Source organism: Chryseobacterium tongliaonense, assembly GCF_041224435.1.
GTDB classification, from domain to species: domain Bacteria; phylum Bacteroidota; class Bacteroidia; order Flavobacteriales; family Weeksellaceae; genus Chryseobacterium; species Chryseobacterium tongliaoense.
Map to the genome: position 1 here is coordinate 531,685 of NZ_JBGFFD010000001.1, position 20,448 is coordinate 552,132.

A 20,448-nucleotide genomic window follows, 5' to 3' on the forward strand; every position below is an offset into this window, starting at 1 on the left:
AGAATTATGATAACAATTGTAGATAAATATATCATTAAGAAATATCTTGGAACCTTTAGTTTCATGCTTATATTACTGTCTATAATTGTTTTGGTCATTGATGTCCAGCAGAAAATACCGAGGATTGAAAATGCTACTGCTATCGATGCAAAGCTTAATCTGTCCTACTTTCTGATTCACTTTTACCCTTTCTGGATCGTCAATCTGATCATGACGTTCTTATCTATTCTGGTATTTATTTCGGTGATTTATTTTACATCCAGGATGGCAAATAATACTGAGATTGTCGCAATCATCAGCAGTGGAGCCAGCTTTCACCGTTTTGCAAAACCTTATCTGCTTACCTCTTTATTTATTGCCGTAGTGTCTTTGGGGATCAATCACTTTGTGTTGCCTTGGGCCAATATTCAAAAAAATCAATTGGAAGCTTATACCTATAATTCGGCCAATAAAGAAAAAGTATTGGGGACAGCTCCCGTTTCAGCGCAGTTAAGCCGGATGGAATATATTTTCATTAATTCCTGGAATAAAAGGGAACAAAGAGGTTCCGGGTTTGTTTTTCAGAAATATGATAAAAACAGGAAAATGCTTTATGAGCTTAAATCTTCCGACGTATATTGGGATAAGACCAAAAAGCAGTTTGTTTTAAATAATTACGTTGAGAAAAGCATCAATAAAGATGATTCAGAAAAGCTGGGCAATGGTCCAGAACTGAGAAAAAGTTATGGACATTCGCCGGAAGAGCTTTTCCCAAATGAGCTTTTAGGACAGAATAAAACAACACCCGAGCTTATTAAATTTATTAAAAGAGAAAAAGAAAAAGGAAACAGTAATCTCAATACACACCTTAACGAATTGTATCAGAGAACTTCAATGCCTATATCCATCGTTATTCTTACATTTCTGGCCCTTTCACTTTCATCACAGAAAAAACGGGGCGGGTTGGGAATCAATTTGGCGATAGGGATTTCTCTGGCGTTTGTATTTGTATTTTCTTTTGAAGCCTTGAAAGTGGTTTCAGAGAACAAGAGCATGTCTCCCGCACTGGCCATGTGGTTTCCGAATATTATCTTTTTCCCGGTAGCGCTGTATTTATATTTAAAAAGGGCGAATCAGTAAAGAAGCTTTACTTCTTTGTGGTAAAAAGATTTCATTCCTTCTTCCAGTTCAATCCAGAGTTCTCCCTTTTCATCGGCATATCGTATGATGCCATTTTGTCTCTCTTTGTCAATTTCAAAAACGGAGATCTCATCCTTACGGAATAAATTCTGGTTAAACTGATCTGTAATTTCCTGCTCGGAGGGGATATTGTTTAGTCTTTCAACAAGATAATCATGAAGCCGGGATGTAAAATCATTCAGATCAAATCTCTTTCCTGTTTGAGTTAAAAGAGACCCTGCATTACTGATTGTATCGAATTTCTCCTGCAGGACGTTGAATCCGGCTCCGATAATGAAATAATGATGCTCATTAATTTTTTTCTTTTCAATGAGAATTCCAACGATTTTTTTATTTTTCAGAATAATATCGTTCGGCCATTTTATTTTCACTATATTTTCAGTCAAATTGGCAAGAAAATCCCTTATGACAATTGCGGTATAATAATTGAACGTAAAATCGGAAAGAATAAAGTTCTCAGTCTTTACAGCCAATGTATAGGCTAAATTTTTTTCAGCAGTTGATGCCCATGTATTTCCATACTGACCACGGCCTTTGGTTTGATTGAATGTATGTAAACCCGTAAAATCTGAATTTCCGTAAAGTAAAAACTGAGATATTTCGTCATTAGTAGAAGGGCATTCCTTTAGGTAAAATAGTTGAGTCATTTAAGAAAACTTTAAGACTTTAAAGGGCTAAAAGTAAGGCTAAAGTAAAGAAAAAACAATAAATTTGCAGATTATAGTATTTTTTTAATGAATAAAACAGTAGAAAAACAAGAATTATTAGATAAAATCGTTGAAGCTATCCAGGATGTAAAAGGTGAAGATGTAATGATCTTCGATCTTTCCAATATTGAGAATTCAGTGGCGGAAACGTTTGTAATATGTAGTGGAAACTCTAATACTCAGGTAGCAGCATTAGCTGGAAGTGTAGAGAAGAAAGTAAGAAACGAACTTAAAGAGAGACCTTGGCATGTAGAAGGTACCGAAAATGCAATGTGGGTTCTGGTAGATTATGTTTCAGTGGTGGTACACATTTTTCAAAAACAGGTACGGGAGTACTATGACATAGAAGAACTCTGGGGTGATGCAGTGATCACCAAAATCGAAAATGAATTTTAAATTTTAAAAAGTATAAATGAATAATAAAGGATTCAACTGGTTCTTTCCAATTGCAATCATAGCTCTTTTGCTATTCTTTATCCCGAATTTTTTTGGGGATAACAGTGCAAAAACTATTGATGAAGATGGTTTCTTCAGAGAAATGCAGTCGGGGAAAGTTCAGAACATTATAATTTATAAAGACACCGAAAAGGCTGATATTTTTTTAACGCAGGCTGCGAAAACAGCTATGGTCAGTAAAACGGCCAAAGAAAACGATCCGCTTTCTGCATTTTCAATGACTCCCAAAGCAGATTATACTGTAAAATATGGAGACCTTCAGCTTTTCCTTCAAAAATTTGATCAGATTAAAGCAGCGAATGCAAACATCAAAACCACGAAAGATTACGGTGCAGGGAAAAATCCTTTCACAGATATCCTGGTTTCAGCATTGATATGGATTGCTATTTTAGGATTATTTTATTTCCTTCTTTTCAGAAAGATGGGTGGCGGTGGCGGCCCTGGTGGCCAGATTTTCTCTATCGGGAAATCCAAAGCAAAACTTTTTGATGAAAAAGAAAGAATTCAGGTAACATTTAAAGATGTTGCAGGATTGGAAGGAGCAAAAGAAGAAGTTCAGGAAGTGGTAGATTTCCTGAAAAACTCTGAAAAGTATACCAAATTAGGAGGTAAAATTCCAAAAGGTGTTCTATTGGTAGGCCCTCCGGGAACCGGTAAAACATTATTGGCAAAAGCAGTTGCAGGTGAGGCTAAAGTTCCTTTCTTCTCACTTTCAGGTTCAGATTTCGTTGAAATGTTTGTTGGGGTAGGTGCATCGAGAGTAAGAGACCTTTTTGCCCAGGCAAAAGCAAAATCTCCGGCGATTATCTTCATTGATGAGATTGATGCAATAGGACGTGCAAGAGGAAAAAATAATTTCTCAGGCGGAAATGATGAAAGAGAAAATACATTGAACCAGCTTCTTACGGAAATGGATGGTTTCGGAACAGATACCAACGTTATTGTAATGGCAGCAACCAACAGAGCGGATATCCTTGATAAAGCTTTGATGAGAGCAGGGCGTTTTGACCGTTCAATTTATGTAGACCTTCCGGAATTGCACGAAAGAAGACAGATATTTGATGTTCATTTAAAGAAAATCAAACTTGATGATAATGTAGACAGAGAATTTCTGGCTAAACAAACTCCGGGATTCAGTGGCGCTGATATTGCCAATGTTTGTAACGAGGCAGCACTGATTGCAGCGAGAAATAATCATAACTCAGTAACAAAGCAGGATTTCCTTGATGCTGTAGACAGAATCATCGGTGGTCTTGAGAAGAAAAATAAAGCGATCAAACCTTCCGAAAAGAGAAGAGTAGCCTACCATGAAGCGGGTCATGCAACAATTTCCTGGCTGGTAGAGCATGCTTCACCTCTTTTAAAAGTTACGATTGTTCCAAGAGGACGTTCTTTAGGAGCAGCATGGTATCTTCCGGAAGAAAGACAGCTTACGACTACAGAACAGATGCTGGATGAAATGTGTGCTACCTTAGGAGGTAGAGCGGCAGAGCAGGTGATATTCAATAATATTTCTACCGGCGCGCTTTCCGATCTGGAAAATGTGACGAAGAGAGCTCAGGCTATGGTTACGATTTACGGATTAAGCCCAAATATTGGGAATATCTCTTACTATGACAGTTCAGGACAATCTGAATACAATTTCGGAAAACCTTATTCTGAAGAAACAGCGACGAAAATTGATGTTGAGATCAAATCGATTATTGAAAATCAATATGACAGAGCAGTAAGAATTCTTGCAGAAAATAAAGATAAGCTGGATGCTTTGGCTAATAAGCTTTTAGAAAAAGAGGTTATTTTCCGTGAAGATTTAGAAGAAATATTTGGTAAAAGAGCATGGGATCCTGAATTGACAGAGAAACCGGTTACCAACACGATTCCTTTGAAAGAAAAAGAAGAAGAAAGCGAAATTCAGGCTCCGGAAAGCCCGGCACAGCTTTAAAATATTCTTAAACAAGACGAAAAAAACCTGACAACTTTAAAAATTGTCAGGTTTTTTCATATTTAAAGGGATATTTTTAGAATGTATTGTAATTAATTTTCTATTTTTGTATAGAGTTGACTAAAAATAGATTAAGTTGAGTTTATTTAAGAAGATTGTAAGCAAACTTACCAACCAGCCTGAAGAAGAGGAAAAACAGAGTTTGGAAAAATTAGGGGATTCGCTGAAAAATGCGGATCTTGACTATAAGTTTGCGCAATTATTTACGCATTCGGGGGGATTTTTTAATTATTGTGCAGATGAAGCGGAAGCTCTACAAACTTTACATCAGATCATCAGGATAGAAGGAATACACAGTGTTTTCTGTTGGGATAAAGAACTTCAGAATTTTATGAACGTTGTGAAAACTCCTTACACTTCTGAGCTGGGACACGCCAATGATGCTGCTTTCATTACGTGTGAATATCTGATCGCCTACGACGGAAGAATTATGCTTTCTCATAATAATATTCTTCACTATCACTCTTCGAGATTACCGGATAAAATTATTATTATGGCCAATGTATCTCAGATTGTCAACAATCTTAATGATGCAATGGGTAAGATCAAAAGAAACGGTAATATCAAAAACCTTACCTCCATTAGCGGAAATCATTCGAAATTGGATACCTCTTCCAATTCGAATACTAAACTGTTTTTATTGTTGCTTGAAGATTAAGCATCAACTTATAAATTATACATTTTGGACAAAAATCTTATTCAAAGAACCATTTCCGGCATTGTTTACGTAGCCGTTATTATCCTTTGTACAACTCCACTCGGGGCTCAGCTGATCAACAGTATTTCTCCGGATCTTATCAAACAGCAATATCTGTATTATGGATTAATTACTTTATTGACATTTGTGGGCTCCTGGGAATGTGTCAAAATTGTAAAATTTGGAAATGGGTACGAAAAATGGGTGGTATTTCCCGTAATCCTGATTATCTTTTACATGTTTTCCAAAAGGTATTTTTACCATGATTTTTACTTTAATTTCAGACTGAGTGAAATCCTGGCTCTTTCATTAATTGCCATTGCTGTCGTTACTTTGTTCAAATATCCTACAGAATTATACTATGACAGCGGAAAGCTGATCTTTACTGTGATTTACGTAGCCCTTCCATTTAGTTTTGCATTAGGGCTCCCGAAATATTCAAGCTATGAAAATACCTTTTCTTTGGAGGTCTTATTTCTGTTTGTTCTGATCTGGAGCAGTGATACTTTTGCTTATCTGACAGGAAAATTCTTCGGAAAACATAAAATGGCCCCGAAAATCTCACCAAAGAAAACCTGGGAAGGTTATGCAGGCGGAGTGATTTTAACTTTGGTTTTATCATACTTTATAGAACGTTATCAGCATGACCTTCGGGGAAACTGGATGGTCGTAGGTTTTCTCGTGGCCAGTTTTGCGCCATTAGGAGATCTGGTGGAAAGCCAGCTGAAAAGAACTTTCGGTGTAAAAGACAGCGGAAACATCATTCCGGGGCATGGTGGAGTATTAGATAGGCTGGATAGTTTTTTAATCTGCGCGCCTGTCGTATATTTGTACTTTATTTTAGAAAAATTTATTTAAACTCATGAAATTACATCGAGAATCAAAAGGGACGATTACCGTAGCCACCATACTTTTCATTATTATTGGTGCTTTAGCTATTTATTTTCTTAAAATCTGGTCACTTTTGATCATCATGCCGCTGTTGCTGGTTTACAGCCTTGTATTCTGGTTTTTCAGGGTTCCGAAACGTGATATTCTTGAACACAGAGAAAATGTAATTGCTCCGGTTGACGGGAAGGTCGTAATGATCAAAGAAGTTGAAGAAACAGAATTCCTGAAAGAAAAAGTGATTCAGGTTTCTATTTTTATGTCTCCTCTGAATGTGCATATCTGCAGATACCCGGTTTCCGGAGAAGTGATCTATAAAAAATACCATCCCGGAAAATATCTTGTAGCATGGCATGAAAAATCTTCTACGGAAAACGAGAGAACGACAGTTGCCGTACAAAGTATGACCAATCATAAAATCGTTTTCAGACAGATCGCAGGATATGTTGCCAGAAGGATTGTTTTCTATTGTAATGAGGGTGATAAGGCAAAAGCCGGGCATGAATTCGGATTTATTAAATTCGGGTCGAGAATGGACGTTTTCCTGCCTTTGGATACTGAGATCATCTGCAAGATCGGGGACATCACAAAAGGTGGCCTGGATGTGATTGCAAGAATGAAAGATTAAGATTTAAATTAAATATAAATGAAAGACTGCTTCTTTGAGGCGGTCTTTTTTATTTAAACACAAAAATGATACAAATGTTATTTCACGAATGAGCACAAATTATTATACGAAGCTTAAAAAACGGAATTCTTATCAATAGGGACGGGCTTTAGCCCGTCTAACAATTAAAATAGAAATCAATTGGCTTTAGCCAAAACTTAATAATTCTGAATTCCTGCACTTTAAAACGCCTATTTTATAAACTTTTTCACTTCATCAATCAATCTCAGAATAAACTCAACAGGTAAATCCTCTTCCATATCAATCAGAAGGATTTTAAACTTCTTTCTGCCTTCCTGTAAAAGCTCGGTATAATCTAGCCTGTCACCGTGATAGAAGCTTACATAATGTTTTTTATATTTTTTGCTGTAATATAAATAACACAACATCTTCTTTTTGTATTTGAAAAAAGGAAGCCCGAAACTTAAAGTCTCCGTAATGTTTTCCGGATCAGATTCAAGGATCTTTTTACGTAAAAAAAGAAGAGTACTTCTGTCAGGCTCTTCGATTCTGTAGAAATACTCTTGTATTGGATTCATTTTAAAAATTAATTTAAAAATATTTTAATCAAAATTCTGAAGCTCAACAAGTTTGTGATATATTCCTTTTTTAGCGATAAGATCATGGTGGGTTCCCTGTTCTACAATATCCCCTTTTTCCATCACTACAATCCAGTCTGCCTTTTGAATGGTTGAAAGTCTGTGGGCAATCACTAATGACGTTCTGTTTTCCATCATTTTTTCCAGAGCATCCTGTACGAATCTTTCGGATTCCGTATCCAATGCAGAAGTTGCTTCATCCAGAATCATAATCGGTGGATTTTTCAATACCGCTCTGGCAATAGAAACCCTTTGTTTCTGGCCTCCGGAAAGCTTACCTCCGTCGTCTCCGATATTGGAATCATAGCCTTCGGGAAGCTGGGTGATAAATGAATCTGCATTGGCAATTTTCGCGGCTGCAATCACTTCTTCTCTGGTTGCATCGGGTTTACCCATCAGAATATTGTTGTAAACGGTATCATTAAATAAAACCGATTCCTGGGTTACCATTCCTAAAAGTTGTCTGTATTCCTTTAGTTTTAAACTTTTAATATCAGTTTTGTCAATTAAAATTTCACCTTCCGAAACATCATAAAAGCGGGCTAAAAGGTTGGCGATCGTTGTTTTTCCGCTACCGCTTTGCCCTACAAGAGCTACCGTTTTACCCTTTGGAATGATCAGTGAGAAGTTTTTAAGAATCGTATGGTCTTTATCATAGTAAAAACCAATATTATTAAATTCAATCTGATGGTTAAGCGTAGAGATCTCTACCGGCTCTGCTACTTCATCAATTTTCACATCAGCATCAAGGATTTCTAAAACCCTTTCAAGAGAAGCCTCTCCTTTCTGAACATTGGAAATGGAAGTTGATAAACTTTTCGCAGGCGGTAAAATCTGGAAAAACATTCCCAGGAAAACAAGGAAGTCTGCCGGAGAAATAGATTGATCCACGATAATTTGTTTCCCTCCGTACCAGGCGATGATCAGGAAAGTAATAGATCCCAGAAATTCGCTCATCGGAGATGCCAGTTCTTTTTTTCTTCCCAGGCTGATAGAGCTTGAGATCCATCGTTGCATAGACTGCATAAACCGGTTGCCCATGATCTTTTCAGCATTGAATATCTTGATCACTTTTGATGACTTCAAAGTCTCATCTACGATAGAGAATATAGTTCCCATTTCGTTCTGAGCTTCGTGAGAATCTTTTTTAAGGCTTTTTCCTACCAATGCAATCATAGTTCCCATTACAGGCAATACAAGCAGGGAGAAAAGGGTCATTTCCGGGCTTAAAAAGAATAAGGTAATCAATGTGCTGATCAGCATAAAAGGAGCGTTGATCAATTCTATCAAACTTCCTAAAATATTACCTTCAACCTCACCTACGTCATTTGACATACGGGACATAAGGTCTCCTTTTCTGCGTTCTGTAAAAAATGAAACCGGTAACGACAGTATTTTGTTGTACATCGCACTACGAAGATCTTTCGTAACACCCACCCGATAATTGATCAGTAAGAAAGAACCTAAATAGCGGAAGATATTTCTCAGCAAAAACATGAAAGCAGTAATCACACACAGCCACGCCAGTACATTAAGTGCTCCACGCTCTGCGACCATAGTCTGAACGTAATAATTAGAATATTCTTTTAAAAAGTTAAAAAAGTCGCCAATTTCTCCTGAATAGACAGGTGCAGCATCATATTTCTCAGGTTTTATGGTTCCGAAAAGCATTCCTAAAACCGGTAAGATCGTTCCTAAGGAAGCAATCTGAAATACCGAGTACATGATGTTGAAAAATAAACTTCCGTATATGTATTTTCGGTGTGGCCTTGCGAACTTTAGTATTTTAATATATTGATTCATTCAATGAAAAATTGGGAAAACAAAATTACGTAAAATTAAAGGATAAGACGTTCTTAATTAAATTTTACTTTATCATTATACTTCGGAGCAAAATTAGCCGGAGTTAATTTTTCCAGGGTTTTACCGAAATTATTGATGATCTGTGTCATATTATTAAAATCAACGATGCTTACATCATCACTTTCATTATGGTAATGTTTAGCCTTGGTCATATCAACCGTAGAGAAAGAATGGGCAATAATTTTCTTCTTTACAAAGCTTACATTGTCTGATCTGTAAAATAATTGTTGGGCAGCATATGGATCCGGGTTGACCGTTAATCCGTTCACTGCATTCTTATTGAAAAGCTCATCAAGATCGGAAAATTCATCACCGGTCATGAAAAGCGCATTTTTACCGAACTGAGATTCTGTAGCCAACATTTCAAAATTGAAAAGAGCAGTTAAATTATTATAGATCTTATCTAAATTTTTGTCCTCAGTAATGGCTCTTGAACCAAGCATCCCTTTTTCCTCACCGTTAAATGCGATGAAAACCATTGAAAAATCAGGCTTTTTATTTTTAAAATAATCTGCTATTCCAGCAAGAGTGGTAATGCCGCTTGCATCGTCATCTGCACCGTTGTAAATATTGTCCCCGCTTTTGTTGCTGGTTCCGATATGATCGAAATGTCCTGAGAATCCCAGATATTTATCGGTTTTTCCTTTTTTAACCCCACAAACATTGTAAACCGTCTTTCCTTTATAATCAAAAGGAACGAGATAAGAATTTCCCGTACAGTATTCAAGATTGTTTTCCTTGAAAAGCTTTGCAATATAATTGGCAGCATTATCATTTTCCGGAGTACCGATTTCACGGCCTTTCATTTCATCCGAAGCAAGAGTGGAAAGAATGGTATTGATTCTCTCTGTGGAAACCTCCTGTGCAAAAGAAAATATGGAGAAAAGTGACAACGTAAGAAAAGTTAATTTTTTCATTAGATTATAATTTATAAATACATAGGTCGCATATTTATCGAAAATGTTGCAAGAGTTTTTAATATTTAAAATAAATATTCATTAGCCCAGATTAAAAAGATTTAAAATATAAAGTAAACCGGAAACCTATATGCTAAAATAAAAAAACAGTTCCCGAAAAAGGAACTGTTCTCACTCAAAAAATCGTTGTAAGGTTATCGAAGCCTGTCTACAGATTTTACGAGCCTCTCATCTTTTCGGATAAATATATTTGCAATAAGCAAACAGATCACCGCAATCAATGGGAAAATCGGCTCAATACCCTTCTCAGGAAATTGTATTCCTCCGGATAAGTTTAGTAACCAGTAAATCAATATACCAATCAACAAAGCGTTTATAATAATGCTGATCGTATTCAGCAATATTTGTCTTTTTCTGTTTTTAAAGCTGAATACACTCAGTAATCCAACCAAAACAAGCACGATACAGCCAATATTAATCACGGGAATAGAGCCAAAAACAGCAACATCTTGTCCCGTAACGAAAAGAGAAACAGCAGCTAAGACTGCCAGAAAAACCCATATAGTCTGTATTCTTTGTAACATTGAATATTAAATTCCTGGCAAAAATAGCATAAATTTTGCACAATTCAAAAATAAGTGTAGATTTGCATTATACAATGTACTTGAAAACAAAAGTCACCGGACTTACTTTTCTTACTCACAATTAATTACATTTTTACATAAATATGTTTAACATTGAAACGTTAAGGTCAAAATCCGTAACGGAATTGACTAAAATCTTAAGGGATTTAGGCGTTAAAGTTGCAAGAAACAGCACAGAAAATGATAAAATTTTTGCTATTCTTGATTTTCAAGCTTCCAACCCTAAAGTCTCAAAAGATTATTTCAACGCCACAGAAACCAGTATGAATACTGAAGAAAAACCGGCAGAAAAAGAAGCGAAAGCTCCTGTCAAAAAAGCAGCTCCCAAGAGAACTGCAAAGCCAAAAGCTGAAGCAAAAGCTCCGGCGGAAACACAGCCTAAAGTAGAAGAGCAAACAGAAAATAGAGCCGCAGAAAGCAAACCCGTTTCCGAAGAAGTAAAACCAGAGGAAAGAAAAGCTGAAGCAACAGAAGAAGGATCAACTTCTGCAGCGGCTAAGAAAAAAAGGAAAAGGGTTTCTCCCAATACGGGCAACACAGAAAATCCTGTTCAGGAAAAAACAGAAGCTCCCAAAAACACAGATCCTCAGGAATCTGCTCCCGCAGAAGAAAAGCCGAACAACCCTCAACCTCAGGCCAGATCTCAAAAAGGACACAATCATCCACAAAACAGTGGAAACCAACATAAAAATCAAAACCAAAACCAGAACCAGAATCAAAACCGCCACTCTGACAGATCAGACGAGCAGCATCATGAGCACAAAAAAGAGTTCAGCTTTGACGGTATGGTAAGTATTGAAGGTGTTTTGGAAATCCTACCCGATAACTACGGATTTTTGCGTTCATCAGATTTCAGCTATATTTCTTCGCCGGATGATGTGTATGTTTCCACAGCACAGATCAGAAATTTCGGATTGAAAACCGGAGATACGGTAAAAGGTATCGTAAGGCTTCCGAAAGAAGGTGAAAAATATTTTTCATTATTGAGGCCAACAGAAGTTAACGGACGTGACCTGGCTTTCATTAAAGACCGTGTCGCTTTTGAATATTTAACGCCGCTTTTCCCTGAAGAGAAATTCAACCTTGCCGGAAATAATTCTACTATTTCCACAAGAATCGTAGATCTTTTCGCCCCAATTGGAAAAGGACAGAGAGCAATGATCGTTGCACAGCCTAAAACAGGTAAGACGATGCTCCTTAAAGATATTGCGAATTCTATCGCTGCCAATCATCCTGAAGTATATATGATGGTGCTCCTGATCGACGAACGTCCTGAAGAAGTTACCGATATGGAAAGAAGCGTAAATGCAGAAGTTATTGCCTCTACATTTGATGAAGCGGCAGATAAGCACGTGAAAGTAGCTAACCTTGTTCTGGCAAAAGCTCAGAGAATGGTTGAATGCGGACACGACGTGGTTATTTTATTAGATTCGATTACAAGATTAGCGAGAGCTTATAACACGGTAACACCGGCTTCAGGAAAAGTACTTTCCGGAGGGGTGGATGCCAATGCTCTTCATAAACCGAAAAGATTCTTCGGAGCAGCAAGAAAGATTGAAGGCGGAGGCTCTTTAACCATTATTGCAACAGCTTTGATCGATACAGGTTCTAAAATGGACGAAGTTATTTTTGAAGAATTCAAAGGTACAGGAAATATGGAACTTCAGCTTGACAGAAAAATTGCCAACAGAAGAATTTATCCTGCTATTGACCTGGTTGCTTCAAGTACCCGTAGAGATGATTTACTTCTTGATGAGGTTACCTCTCAGAGAATGTGGATTTTAAGAAAATACCTTTCAGAAATGAATCCGGTAGAAGCGATGGAATTTGTAGATAAAAACATTAAAGGAACCAGAAACAATGAAGAGTTCCTGATGTCAATGAATAAATAATTTAATTTAATATTGTTAAGATAGGAAGCACAGACGTTAATCTGTGCTTTCTGTTTTTACAGGTTCTAAACTTTTATTTTTTAGTTGAACACATTTTTGAATCTACTTTATCAATGTTAAAGATTTATTAAAATAATCTTCTGTTTTTGATAATAGGTTAATTAATGGCTAACTTTGGAATATAACATTAAAAATAAAATTATGTCATTTGAATTACCAAAACTAGGATATGCTTACGATGCATTAGAACCAACAATTGATGCAAGAACTATGGAAATTCACCATACAAAACATCATCAGGCATATATCGACAATTTAAATAAAGCAATTGAAGGAACTGAACTGGCAGGGAAAACTATTGAAGAAATCTGCAAAACAGGAACTGATAAGCCTGCAGTAAGAAATAACGGTGGCGGTCATTTCAATCACTCTTTATTCTGGGAAATCTTAACTCCGGGAGGAAGCAAAGAGCCTGTAGGAAATGTAAAAGCTGCTATTGAAAACTATGGTGGCCTTGAAAAATTCAAAACTGATTTTTCTGAAGCTGCTAAGACAAGATTCGGTTCAGGATGGGCCTGGCTGATCAAAAACGAAGACGGTTCCGTATCAGTTTCTTCTACACCCAACCAGGACAACCCGTTGATGCCGGTTGCTGATGCAAAAGGAACTCCGGTTTTAGGATTGGATGTTTGGGAGCATGCTTATTACTTAAACTACCAGAACAGAAGACCTGATTATGTAGGCGCATTTTTTGATGTGGTAAACTGGGATAAAGTTGAAGAATTATATAACAAATAATTACAAACTATATAAAAAATAAGAAAGGTTCAGAATTTTCTGAACCTTTTTTATTGTCTTACGGCATCACTTCCTGAAAGTCCGTTCATTCTTAAGCCATATTTCCAGTTGACATAAGCAAAAACCTGATAGAGCTTATATTCAAATTTCAATCCGTAGTTTTCTTTCGGATCATAGCTTATAGATGATTCTATCACATTTCTATGTCTTCCGGAACTGAAATACGAATTCCATTCGCTTACCAAAAGCGTGTTCTTTGTTTTCAGATAAGATTCCGAATATTGGCTCATCGGTTTGGCAACCACATTCAGAAAATAATCGTATTGAGTGTCTAAAACATCAATATCCCATTCTCCGTCATCATTTTTTGACGGCTTGATCTCAGATTTTTCTTTATCCTTCTTAGGATCTGTCTGCGAAGAGCAGCTGAACGGGATACATGCAAAGAGTAATAATAAGATTAAATTTTTCATACACATAAAGTTACATAAAAAAAGCACTCCATTCAGAGTGCTCATTTATTATTTCTTGATGTATTCTTTTTGAACAATTGATACGGCAGGGAAGTGATCACTGTAACCTCCCGTAAACCTGTCGCCATCCCACGAACGGAAAGGGTATCCTTTAAATTGCCCTTCTTTATTCACCAAATAAGATGGAGCATAAATTTCCGCTTTATAGATAGAATAGGTTGGAGTAATTTTTTCCGGGGAATATAAATTTTTTGAAACGATGATCTGATCAAATAAGTTTCCTGAATCTCTGTACGCCAAAGAAGCAACTCCCGCTTTGTATAATTTATACATCAGGTTGTAATAAGGGTATTTATCGGAAAGCTCACCCGGATCTCCTATAGCACCCAAATGTTTTTTTAAACTCGGGCTTACCGGATCATCATTGTAATCTCCCATGGAGAACAATTTGATTCCCGGATTTTCAGATGAAATCTTATCCATTTCATTTTTTAGAACCGTTGCTGCGGCATTTCTTTTTGCCTGTGAAATCGCTTCACCGCCTCTTCTTGAAGGCCAGTGATTCATGAATATCGCGATTTTTTCACCGTCCAGTAATCCGATCGCAATGACAACATCTCTGGTGTATTCTCTTTTTCCTTCTTCATCGAAAATTTTGATTTCCTTTTTGTAGGCATTTAAAACGGAAAACCTTGTTTTCTGATAAATAATAGCTACATCAATACCCCTTGCATCATAAGAGTTAAAATGGACAATTCCGTAATTGCTTTTTGCTAAAGCAGGCTGTTTGATAAGGTCTTCAATAACCTGTCTGTTTTCAACCTCGATAAGTCCGCAAATAGCAGGATTGTCATTCGTGTATTGTCTTCCTAATTCTGAAATTACTTTGGCTTCGTTTGCCAGTTTCTGATTGTAAAATTTGGTTCCCCATCTTTTAGGACTGTTTACCGTAAATTCATCCGCCAAAACCTGTTTACGGATCACTTTTTTACCAATCAAAAGATCATCACTCAATTCACCTTTATAGTCTTCGGTAGTTTCCAGATATTGTAAGGAATCTAAAGGAACGCTTCTGTGGAACTTAGGGTTTGAAACCTGTAATGTTCCATCGATATAATCTGCAGACGGAATCGTATCCCAAAGGTTTTCTACATTTAAAAAACCGATGGCAGCTCTTTTTACCTGCTTTTGCTGTGAAAAGGCAGATCCGAAGCAGAAAACGGCAGCGATGATTAGATATTTTTTCATTGTAAAGTATATTTCAACAAATTAAGGGGCGTAAAATTACTAATTTTATATAAGAACTAAGATTAAAATTTTGTAACAAAGACTTTTTTAGTATTAATGACAAGCTGATTCTTTTTTTGAGATAATACCAGTACGTTAAGAAAAATTAATAGAATAAAGTATTTAAAATGTTTGAGTTAATGAAAATAGTCCTAAATTTGTTGCCCCTCAAAAAAAGAAGGATTAAAAATAAGTTTATTATGATTAAAAAACTATCCCTAATCTCTTTGTTTACCTTATTACCTGCATCTTATTATTTTGCGCAAACTACTGTTTTTGCGTATGTTAAGGGTCAGGATGGTAAGCCTTTGGAGAGAGCAGAAGTAGATCTTGCCCAGTCGACAGACGATGTAACTGCGGATAAAATCGGATATTTCCAATTTACGGATTTACAACCTGGCCACTATCTTATTACAGTGACAAAGCCAAACTTTGATTCTAAAATTTTAGAGTTTGATGTAATTGCTGATGAAAAGAGAAAAGACTTGGGTGTTATTACACTTAATTACAATGTAGGAACAGATGCCGGAGTTGTTGTTATTGACGATTCTGCAAGCGATACTGAAGACGGAGGCTCTGCAATGCAGCCTACTGTAGGACTTTTGAGCTCAGGGAGAGATGCTTTCCAGAATGTTTCGGCTTTCGAATTAGGTGCTTACTGGTTCAGACCGAGAGGGGTAGACAACAGATTTGAGGATGTGGTTTTCAATGGTGTTCCGATGTCTAAAAATGATGACGGAAGAATTGATTTCAGCAACTGGGGCGGATTGAATGATGTAATGCGATATCCTTATGAAAATGTGGATAACATTACCCCGTCAGAATATACGTTCGGGAATTTGGGAGGTGTGGCTTATTATAATACAAGAGCTTCCAGCTATAGAAAGCAGACATCACTCGCGTATTCTTTTACCAACAGAAGTTATATGCAGAGAGCGATGGCTACCTATTCATCAGGACTTACCAAAGATGGCTGGGCATTCACTTTCTCAGGAAGCAGAAGATGGGGTGACAGAGCGATTCTTGATGGGGTTTACCAGGATGCTTATGCTTATTTTGGCTCTATTGAAAAGAAATTCAGTGACAGACACTCAATTAATTTTACCGGTTTCGGATCGCCTACATACAGGGCATCCAACGCTCCGAATACTCAGGAAGTGTATGACATTATGGGAAAAAACTATAATTCATACTGGGGATGGCAAGATGGTGAGAAAAGAAACTCAAGGATCAGAAAGGTTTTTGAACCGATATTTATGTTAACCGATTATTTAAAACTGGGTAAAAGCTCAAACTGGATCAATACGGTTTCCTACCAGATCGGAAGTGATGCAAGAAGCAGATTAGACTGGTTCCATGCTGCAGACCCGAATCCTACTTATTACAGAAAATTACCTAGTTATGGTATTTATACTGAAGATGAATTCAGACAAAATGCACAGATCGACTGGACTTCTTTATATAATGCCAACAAATTGAACCTTACCGATATGAATGGCGATGCAAGAGGTGCCGTTTATACGGTAGTAGAAGATGTAAACAAAGATAAAACATTCAATTTTGCCTCTCATTTTGATACAAGATTAAATGATAACTGGAAATTAAACATCAACTTCAATTATCAGAATTTAAAATCAGATAATTTCAGAAGAGTTAAGGATTTGTTAGGTGCAAATTTCGCTTACAACCTTAATGCCTTCGATAACGATATAAGATATAATATCGATGATTCTAATATACAGGTGAAAGAAGGAGACAGAACCCAGTATTCTTACGAGCTGACAAAGAATCAGTACTCCCTGAATATTTCATCTGAAGTTGATTACAACAAATGGAATGTGATGGCTTCCATTTTCTCTTCTTATTCTGAATCTCAGAGAGACGGTGATTTCAGAAGTTTCAGATTCCAGAACAATTCCAAAGGGAAAAGTGCTATTTATGATGCCCTTGATGCAGGGATTAAAGGAAGAATTACTTATAAAATCAACGGTAAAAACTTTATCGTATACAACGGAGCTTTCTTTAGCCTTGCACCGACGCTTAATGAAATCTATATCAACCCGAGAGTTGTAGATTACGTAACACCGGGTGTGAAAAACCAGATGATCAATTCCAATGAATTGAGCTATATCTTAAGAGGTCAGATTTTAAAATTAAGATTATCAGGATTTTATACCACAATCAATAATGCGACTGAAATCTCAAGATATTATGCAGATGTAAACAGCTCTACAGGTACCTCATTAAGTACTTTGGTTAATGAAGCAATGACAGGGGTAAACAAAAGATATATAGGTGCAGAATTAGGATTTGATCTGAAAATCACACCTACTTTAAATGCCATTGGGGTAGCAAGTGTTGGAGAATATAAATATACCAACAATCCTAACGTAGCAACGTTTGACGATATCAATGAATTCAGGGGATCTGATCTTTGGGGTAAAGCCAACATTAAAGATTATAAAGTAGCAGGAACTCCGCAGAAAGCCTTTTCTTTAGGATTAAAGTATAATTCTCCCAAATACTGGTGGGTAGGAGCTTCTGCCAACTATTTAATGGATCAGTATCTTGATCTTTCAGCGTTAAATAAAACCCCTTATATGTATACGAATCCGCTTACGGGAGATCCTTATGACGGAGTTACACCGGAGCTTATTCAACAGATTACGGCCCAGAAAAAGTTTGATGATCAGTTTATGTTGAATGCCAATGCCGGAAAATCTTTCCTTTTAGGGAAATACAGAATGGGAATTAGTGTTTCAGTAAATAATATCCTTAATAACAGAAACTATGTAACAGGTGGATTTGAGCAGGGAAGAAACGTAAACTTCCCGGATGCACTTGCTGATGCCCAGAGAGCGACACCTTATTTCGGACCAAAACTTTGGTATGACAGAGGAACAACCTTCTTTACAAACGTTTATTTAAGATTCTAAAACTACTACTATGAAAAAGTATACTTCAATTTTCACCTATATTTTCATTGTTTTTGCCTCTCTTGTCATAACGGGATGTGTACATGATGATAAATATAACGAGCCGAACCTTGAAAATTTTCAATGTGCGGATCTTACTGCTACCATGACACTGGAGCAGGTTAAAGCAAAGTTTGCCAATAATACAACTTATATTTTCCCGGATAATTCTACAGATGTTATCGAAGGCTATGTTTCTTCAACAGATGAAACAGGAAATATTTACAAAACAATTTATATCCAGGATAAGCCGGAAAATCCTACACAGGGATTTACCTTGAGTGTGGATATGGTGAGTACCTATACACAATATCCTCAGGGATCTAAAGTATATGTAAAATTAGCAGGTCTGGCTGTAGGTACTTACGGTGGTGTTGTGCAATTAGGAGTTAAAGACCCTACTTCTACATTAACGAATGCTGTAGCGAGAATGCCTGAAAAGCTGGTTCCGAACCGTGTATTCAGATCTTGCTCTGTCAGAGAAAAAATTGTTCCTAAGGTGATGACCTTTGCTCAGATGGTAACTGCCAATGATCAATATCTGGGATGTCTAATCCAGGTGAATAATGCCGAATTCGACAGCAGAGTATTGTGTACAAACTATGCGCCTAACGGTGTAACGGTAGACAGACAAATCAAAGATGCAAGTACAACTACGGCAAGAGTGGTAAGAAACAGTGGATTTGCTTCATTTGCGAACCAGATTATGCCTGCAGGAAACGGAAAATTCGTGGCGATCTACAGTAAGTTCAACACGACTTATCAGATGTATATCAACAAAGTGACGGATCTTGAAATGAATAATTTTCCTCGTCTGGATGGGATTGCTTCAGATCCTTGCCAGTTCAGTGATACAGGTCTTACCCAAAAAACAATTGCTGAACTGAAGCAAATGTATACCGGCGGAAGCTGGACGCAGATTACGGGAGATTTCTATGTTAAAGCCCAGGTCACTGCAAACGATCAGACTGGAAACCTTTATAAATATGTGTTTATTGAAGATGCAACCGGAGGAATAAGATTTGGGATTAATAAACTGAGCTTGTACCAGGACAACCGTTTCAGAGTAGGGAAAGATATTTATATCAAACTTAAAAACCTTTATGTAAGAAACGTAAACGGAGAATTCCAGTTAGGATCATTATATAATTCCGGAGGAAATATGCTGTTTGGTGGAGTAGAGGAAGCTGATCTTTATAAAAGTGTTTATGACGGGAACGCCCCTGTAAGAATGGTTACCCCTTCAGACAGAACAATTACCCAATTGACTCCGGGTGATATAGGAAGATGGATTAAAATTAAAGATCTTCAGTTTATTGATGCTGATTTGGGAAAAACTTATGCCGACGGGAATAATGCCACCAACAGGACTTTACAGGACTGCTCAGGAAATAAAGTTACTTTAAGAACCAACGGACAGGCAGAATTCGGAACAAGTGACAACTCAAAAAGAGCAAGCTCTACTGAAGTCGACGGTGGTAAAGGCGATGTATATGCCATTGTAAGTGTTTATAACGGAGATTATCAGTTATGGATTACAAAACTAACGGATATCGATTTAGATAACCCCAGATGTGACGGAAGCGTATATACACCACTACCGACTATTTACAATGATACTTTCGCAGCAGGAGGATTCGGCCCGGACTGGACTGTAAAAAATGTAACCGGAGCTCAGGTCTGGAATACTTCCAACCAGGGAAACGGAAGTAATTATTATGCCGTAATGAACGGATTTGCTTCCGGAAACAATGTGAATGAAGACTGGCTGATTTCAAAAGCGGTAAGCTTGGTTGGAAAAACAAAAGCAGCCGTTAGCTTTACAACAGACGTAAGATATGCAGGAAATGCATTACAGGTTTATGCTACGGATAATTATACCGGAGATCCGGCTACCACAACATGGGTGCAACTACCGGCTCTTCTGGACACCAATACCGGTGCATTCGGAGATTGGGTAAGCTCAGGAAATGTAAGCTTAAATGCTTTCTTAGGGAAAAACGTAAGAATTGCATTTAAATATACTTCTACAACTTCTGCAGCAGCAACATGGGAAGTTGATGACTTCAAAATAAAAGGAGAGTAATTAACTTTTAATCATAAAAAAATGCGGACTGAAAAGTCCGCATTTTTTGTTTATCTGTGGGCGTTCTGATAAATTTTCCAAACAATACACCGTTTATATGCTACGACAAATCTCCCAATCCAATAAGTTTGTTTAGATCTATTTCCAGGGTCTGCTGTGTTATTTTTGCATTTTTACAATCGGGATAAGTAATAATAAATTGACTGAGTTCTCAAGAGAAAGCATATCATTGATAACAGATTCCTGCCTGTTTCTAAGTGGCTTTCAGGTTTACTGTTTTTAAAAGATTAGTGATTTTGTTTTTAAGCAAAAAACTAC

Annotated in this window: 17 protein-coding genes; 10 read left to right on the forward strand and 7 right to left on the reverse strand. The window is 37.0% G+C overall.

What is annotated here, in order from left to right; translation table 11 throughout:
* Positions 1 to 9 precede the first annotated feature (9 nt).
* Entirely contained in the window at positions 10 to 1,119 is a 1,110-nt protein-coding gene (locus AB8P06_RS02555) for an LptF/LptG family permease (RefSeq protein ID WP_369838376.1), read from the forward strand.
* Here AB8P06_RS02555 and AB8P06_RS02560 read toward each other — a convergent pair.
* Complete coding sequence (locus AB8P06_RS02560) at positions 1,113 to 1,826, reverse strand: biotin--[acetyl-CoA-carboxylase] ligase (RefSeq protein ID WP_369837440.1); 714 nt, start codon at positions 1,824 to 1,826, stop codon at positions 1,113 to 1,115. The two genes, AB8P06_RS02555 and AB8P06_RS02560, sit on opposite strands and share 7 nt — an antisense overlap.
* Before the next feature lie 87 nt (positions 1,827 to 1,913).
* On the opposite strand from AB8P06_RS02560, the gene rsfS reads away from it, so the two are divergent.
* The 5 genes from rsfS (at position 1,914) to AB8P06_RS02585 (ending at position 6,557) form a co-directional block, all read left to right on the forward strand.
* The gene (gene rsfS, locus AB8P06_RS02565; RefSeq protein WP_007842497.1) at positions 1,914 to 2,282 is read left to right on the forward strand and encodes a ribosome silencing factor; all 369 of its coding nucleotides are present in this window, start codon (positions 1,914 to 1,916) and stop codon (positions 2,280 to 2,282) included.
* A gap of 16 nt (positions 2,283 to 2,298) precedes the next feature.
* The gene (gene ftsH, locus AB8P06_RS02570) at positions 2,299 to 4,284 is read left to right on the forward strand and encodes an ATP-dependent zinc metalloprotease FtsH (protein WP_369837444.1); all 1,986 of its coding nucleotides are present in this window, start codon (positions 2,299 to 2,301) and stop codon (positions 4,282 to 4,284) included.
* Between the two features lie 136 nt (positions 4,285 to 4,420).
* Positions 4,421 to 5,002: an LUD domain-containing protein gene (locus tag AB8P06_RS02575; RefSeq protein WP_369837447.1), complete on the forward strand. Its 582-nt coding sequence runs from the start codon at positions 4,421 to 4,423 to the stop codon at positions 5,000 to 5,002.
* A 24-nt stretch (positions 5,003 to 5,026) separates the two neighbouring features.
* Positions 5,027 to 5,899 (forward strand): phosphatidate cytidylyltransferase, encoded by an 873-nt coding sequence (locus AB8P06_RS02580; protein ID WP_369837450.1) that lies wholly within the window; start codon positions 5,027 to 5,029, stop codon positions 5,897 to 5,899.
* A gap of 4 nt (positions 5,900 to 5,903) precedes the next feature.
* Positions 5,904 to 6,557 carry a phosphatidylserine decarboxylase family protein gene (locus AB8P06_RS02585; RefSeq protein WP_369837452.1) on the forward strand — a complete coding sequence of 218 codons (654 nt, stop codon included), beginning with the start codon at positions 5,904 to 5,906 and terminating at the stop codon, positions 6,555 to 6,557.
* Between the two features lie 230 nt (positions 6,558 to 6,787).
* Here AB8P06_RS02585 and AB8P06_RS02590 read toward each other — a convergent pair whose 3' ends face one another.
* From AB8P06_RS02590 to AB8P06_RS02605, 4 genes are all read right to left on the reverse strand, one after another.
* On the reverse strand, positions 6,788 to 7,135 hold the full coding sequence (locus AB8P06_RS02590) for a DUF1801 domain-containing protein (protein WP_369837455.1): 348 nt from the start codon (positions 7,133 to 7,135) through the stop codon (positions 6,788 to 6,790).
* Between the two features lie 24 nt (positions 7,136 to 7,159).
* Positions 7,160 to 8,998, reverse strand: a complete 1,839-nt coding sequence (locus tag AB8P06_RS02595) for an ABC transporter ATP-binding protein (protein ID WP_369837458.1) — start codon at positions 8,996 to 8,998, stop codon at positions 7,160 to 7,162.
* 53 nt (positions 8,999 to 9,051) lie between these two features.
* A complete protein-coding gene (locus tag AB8P06_RS02600) occupies positions 9,052 to 9,975 on the reverse strand; it encodes a M28 family peptidase (protein ID WP_369837461.1) in 924 nt (307 codons plus the stop codon).
* Between the two features lie 194 nt (positions 9,976 to 10,169).
* A complete protein-coding gene (locus tag AB8P06_RS02605; protein ID WP_369837463.1) occupies positions 10,170 to 10,559 on the reverse strand; it encodes a DUF4293 family protein in 390 nt (129 codons plus the stop codon).
* A gap of 143 nt (positions 10,560 to 10,702) precedes the next feature.
* On the opposite strand from AB8P06_RS02605, the gene rho reads away from it, so the two are divergent.
* Complete coding sequence (gene rho, locus AB8P06_RS02610; RefSeq protein WP_369837466.1) at positions 10,703 to 12,511, forward strand: transcription termination factor Rho; 1,809 nt, start codon at positions 10,703 to 10,705, stop codon at positions 12,509 to 12,511.
* Between the two features lie 201 nt (positions 12,512 to 12,712).
* A complete protein-coding gene (locus tag AB8P06_RS02615) occupies positions 12,713 to 13,309 on the forward strand; it encodes a superoxide dismutase (RefSeq protein ID WP_369837469.1) in 597 nt (198 codons plus the stop codon).
* A gap of 50 nt (positions 13,310 to 13,359) precedes the next feature.
* Here AB8P06_RS02615 and AB8P06_RS02620 read toward each other — a convergent pair whose 3' ends face one another.
* On the reverse strand, positions 13,360 to 13,782 hold the full coding sequence (locus AB8P06_RS02620) for a DUF6146 family protein (protein WP_369837471.1): 423 nt from the start codon (positions 13,780 to 13,782) through the stop codon (positions 13,360 to 13,362).
* A 48-nt stretch (positions 13,783 to 13,830) separates the two neighbouring features.
* Positions 13,831 to 15,030 carry an endonuclease/exonuclease/phosphatase family protein gene (locus AB8P06_RS02625; protein ID WP_369837474.1) on the reverse strand — a complete coding sequence of 400 codons (1,200 nt, stop codon included), beginning with the start codon at positions 15,028 to 15,030 and terminating at the stop codon, positions 13,831 to 13,833.
* 239 nt (positions 15,031 to 15,269) lie between these two features.
* Between AB8P06_RS02625 and AB8P06_RS02630 the strand changes: the two genes are divergently transcribed.
* Entirely contained in the window at positions 15,270 to 18,005 is a 2,736-nt protein-coding gene (locus AB8P06_RS02630; protein ID WP_369837477.1) for a carboxypeptidase regulatory-like domain-containing protein, read from the forward strand.
* A gap of 10 nt (positions 18,006 to 18,015) precedes the next feature.
* On the forward strand, positions 18,016 to 20,130 hold the full coding sequence (locus AB8P06_RS02635) for a DUF5689 domain-containing protein (RefSeq protein ID WP_369837478.1): 2,115 nt from the start codon (positions 18,016 to 18,018) through the stop codon (positions 20,128 to 20,130).
* Positions 20,131 to 20,448 lie beyond the last annotated feature (318 nt).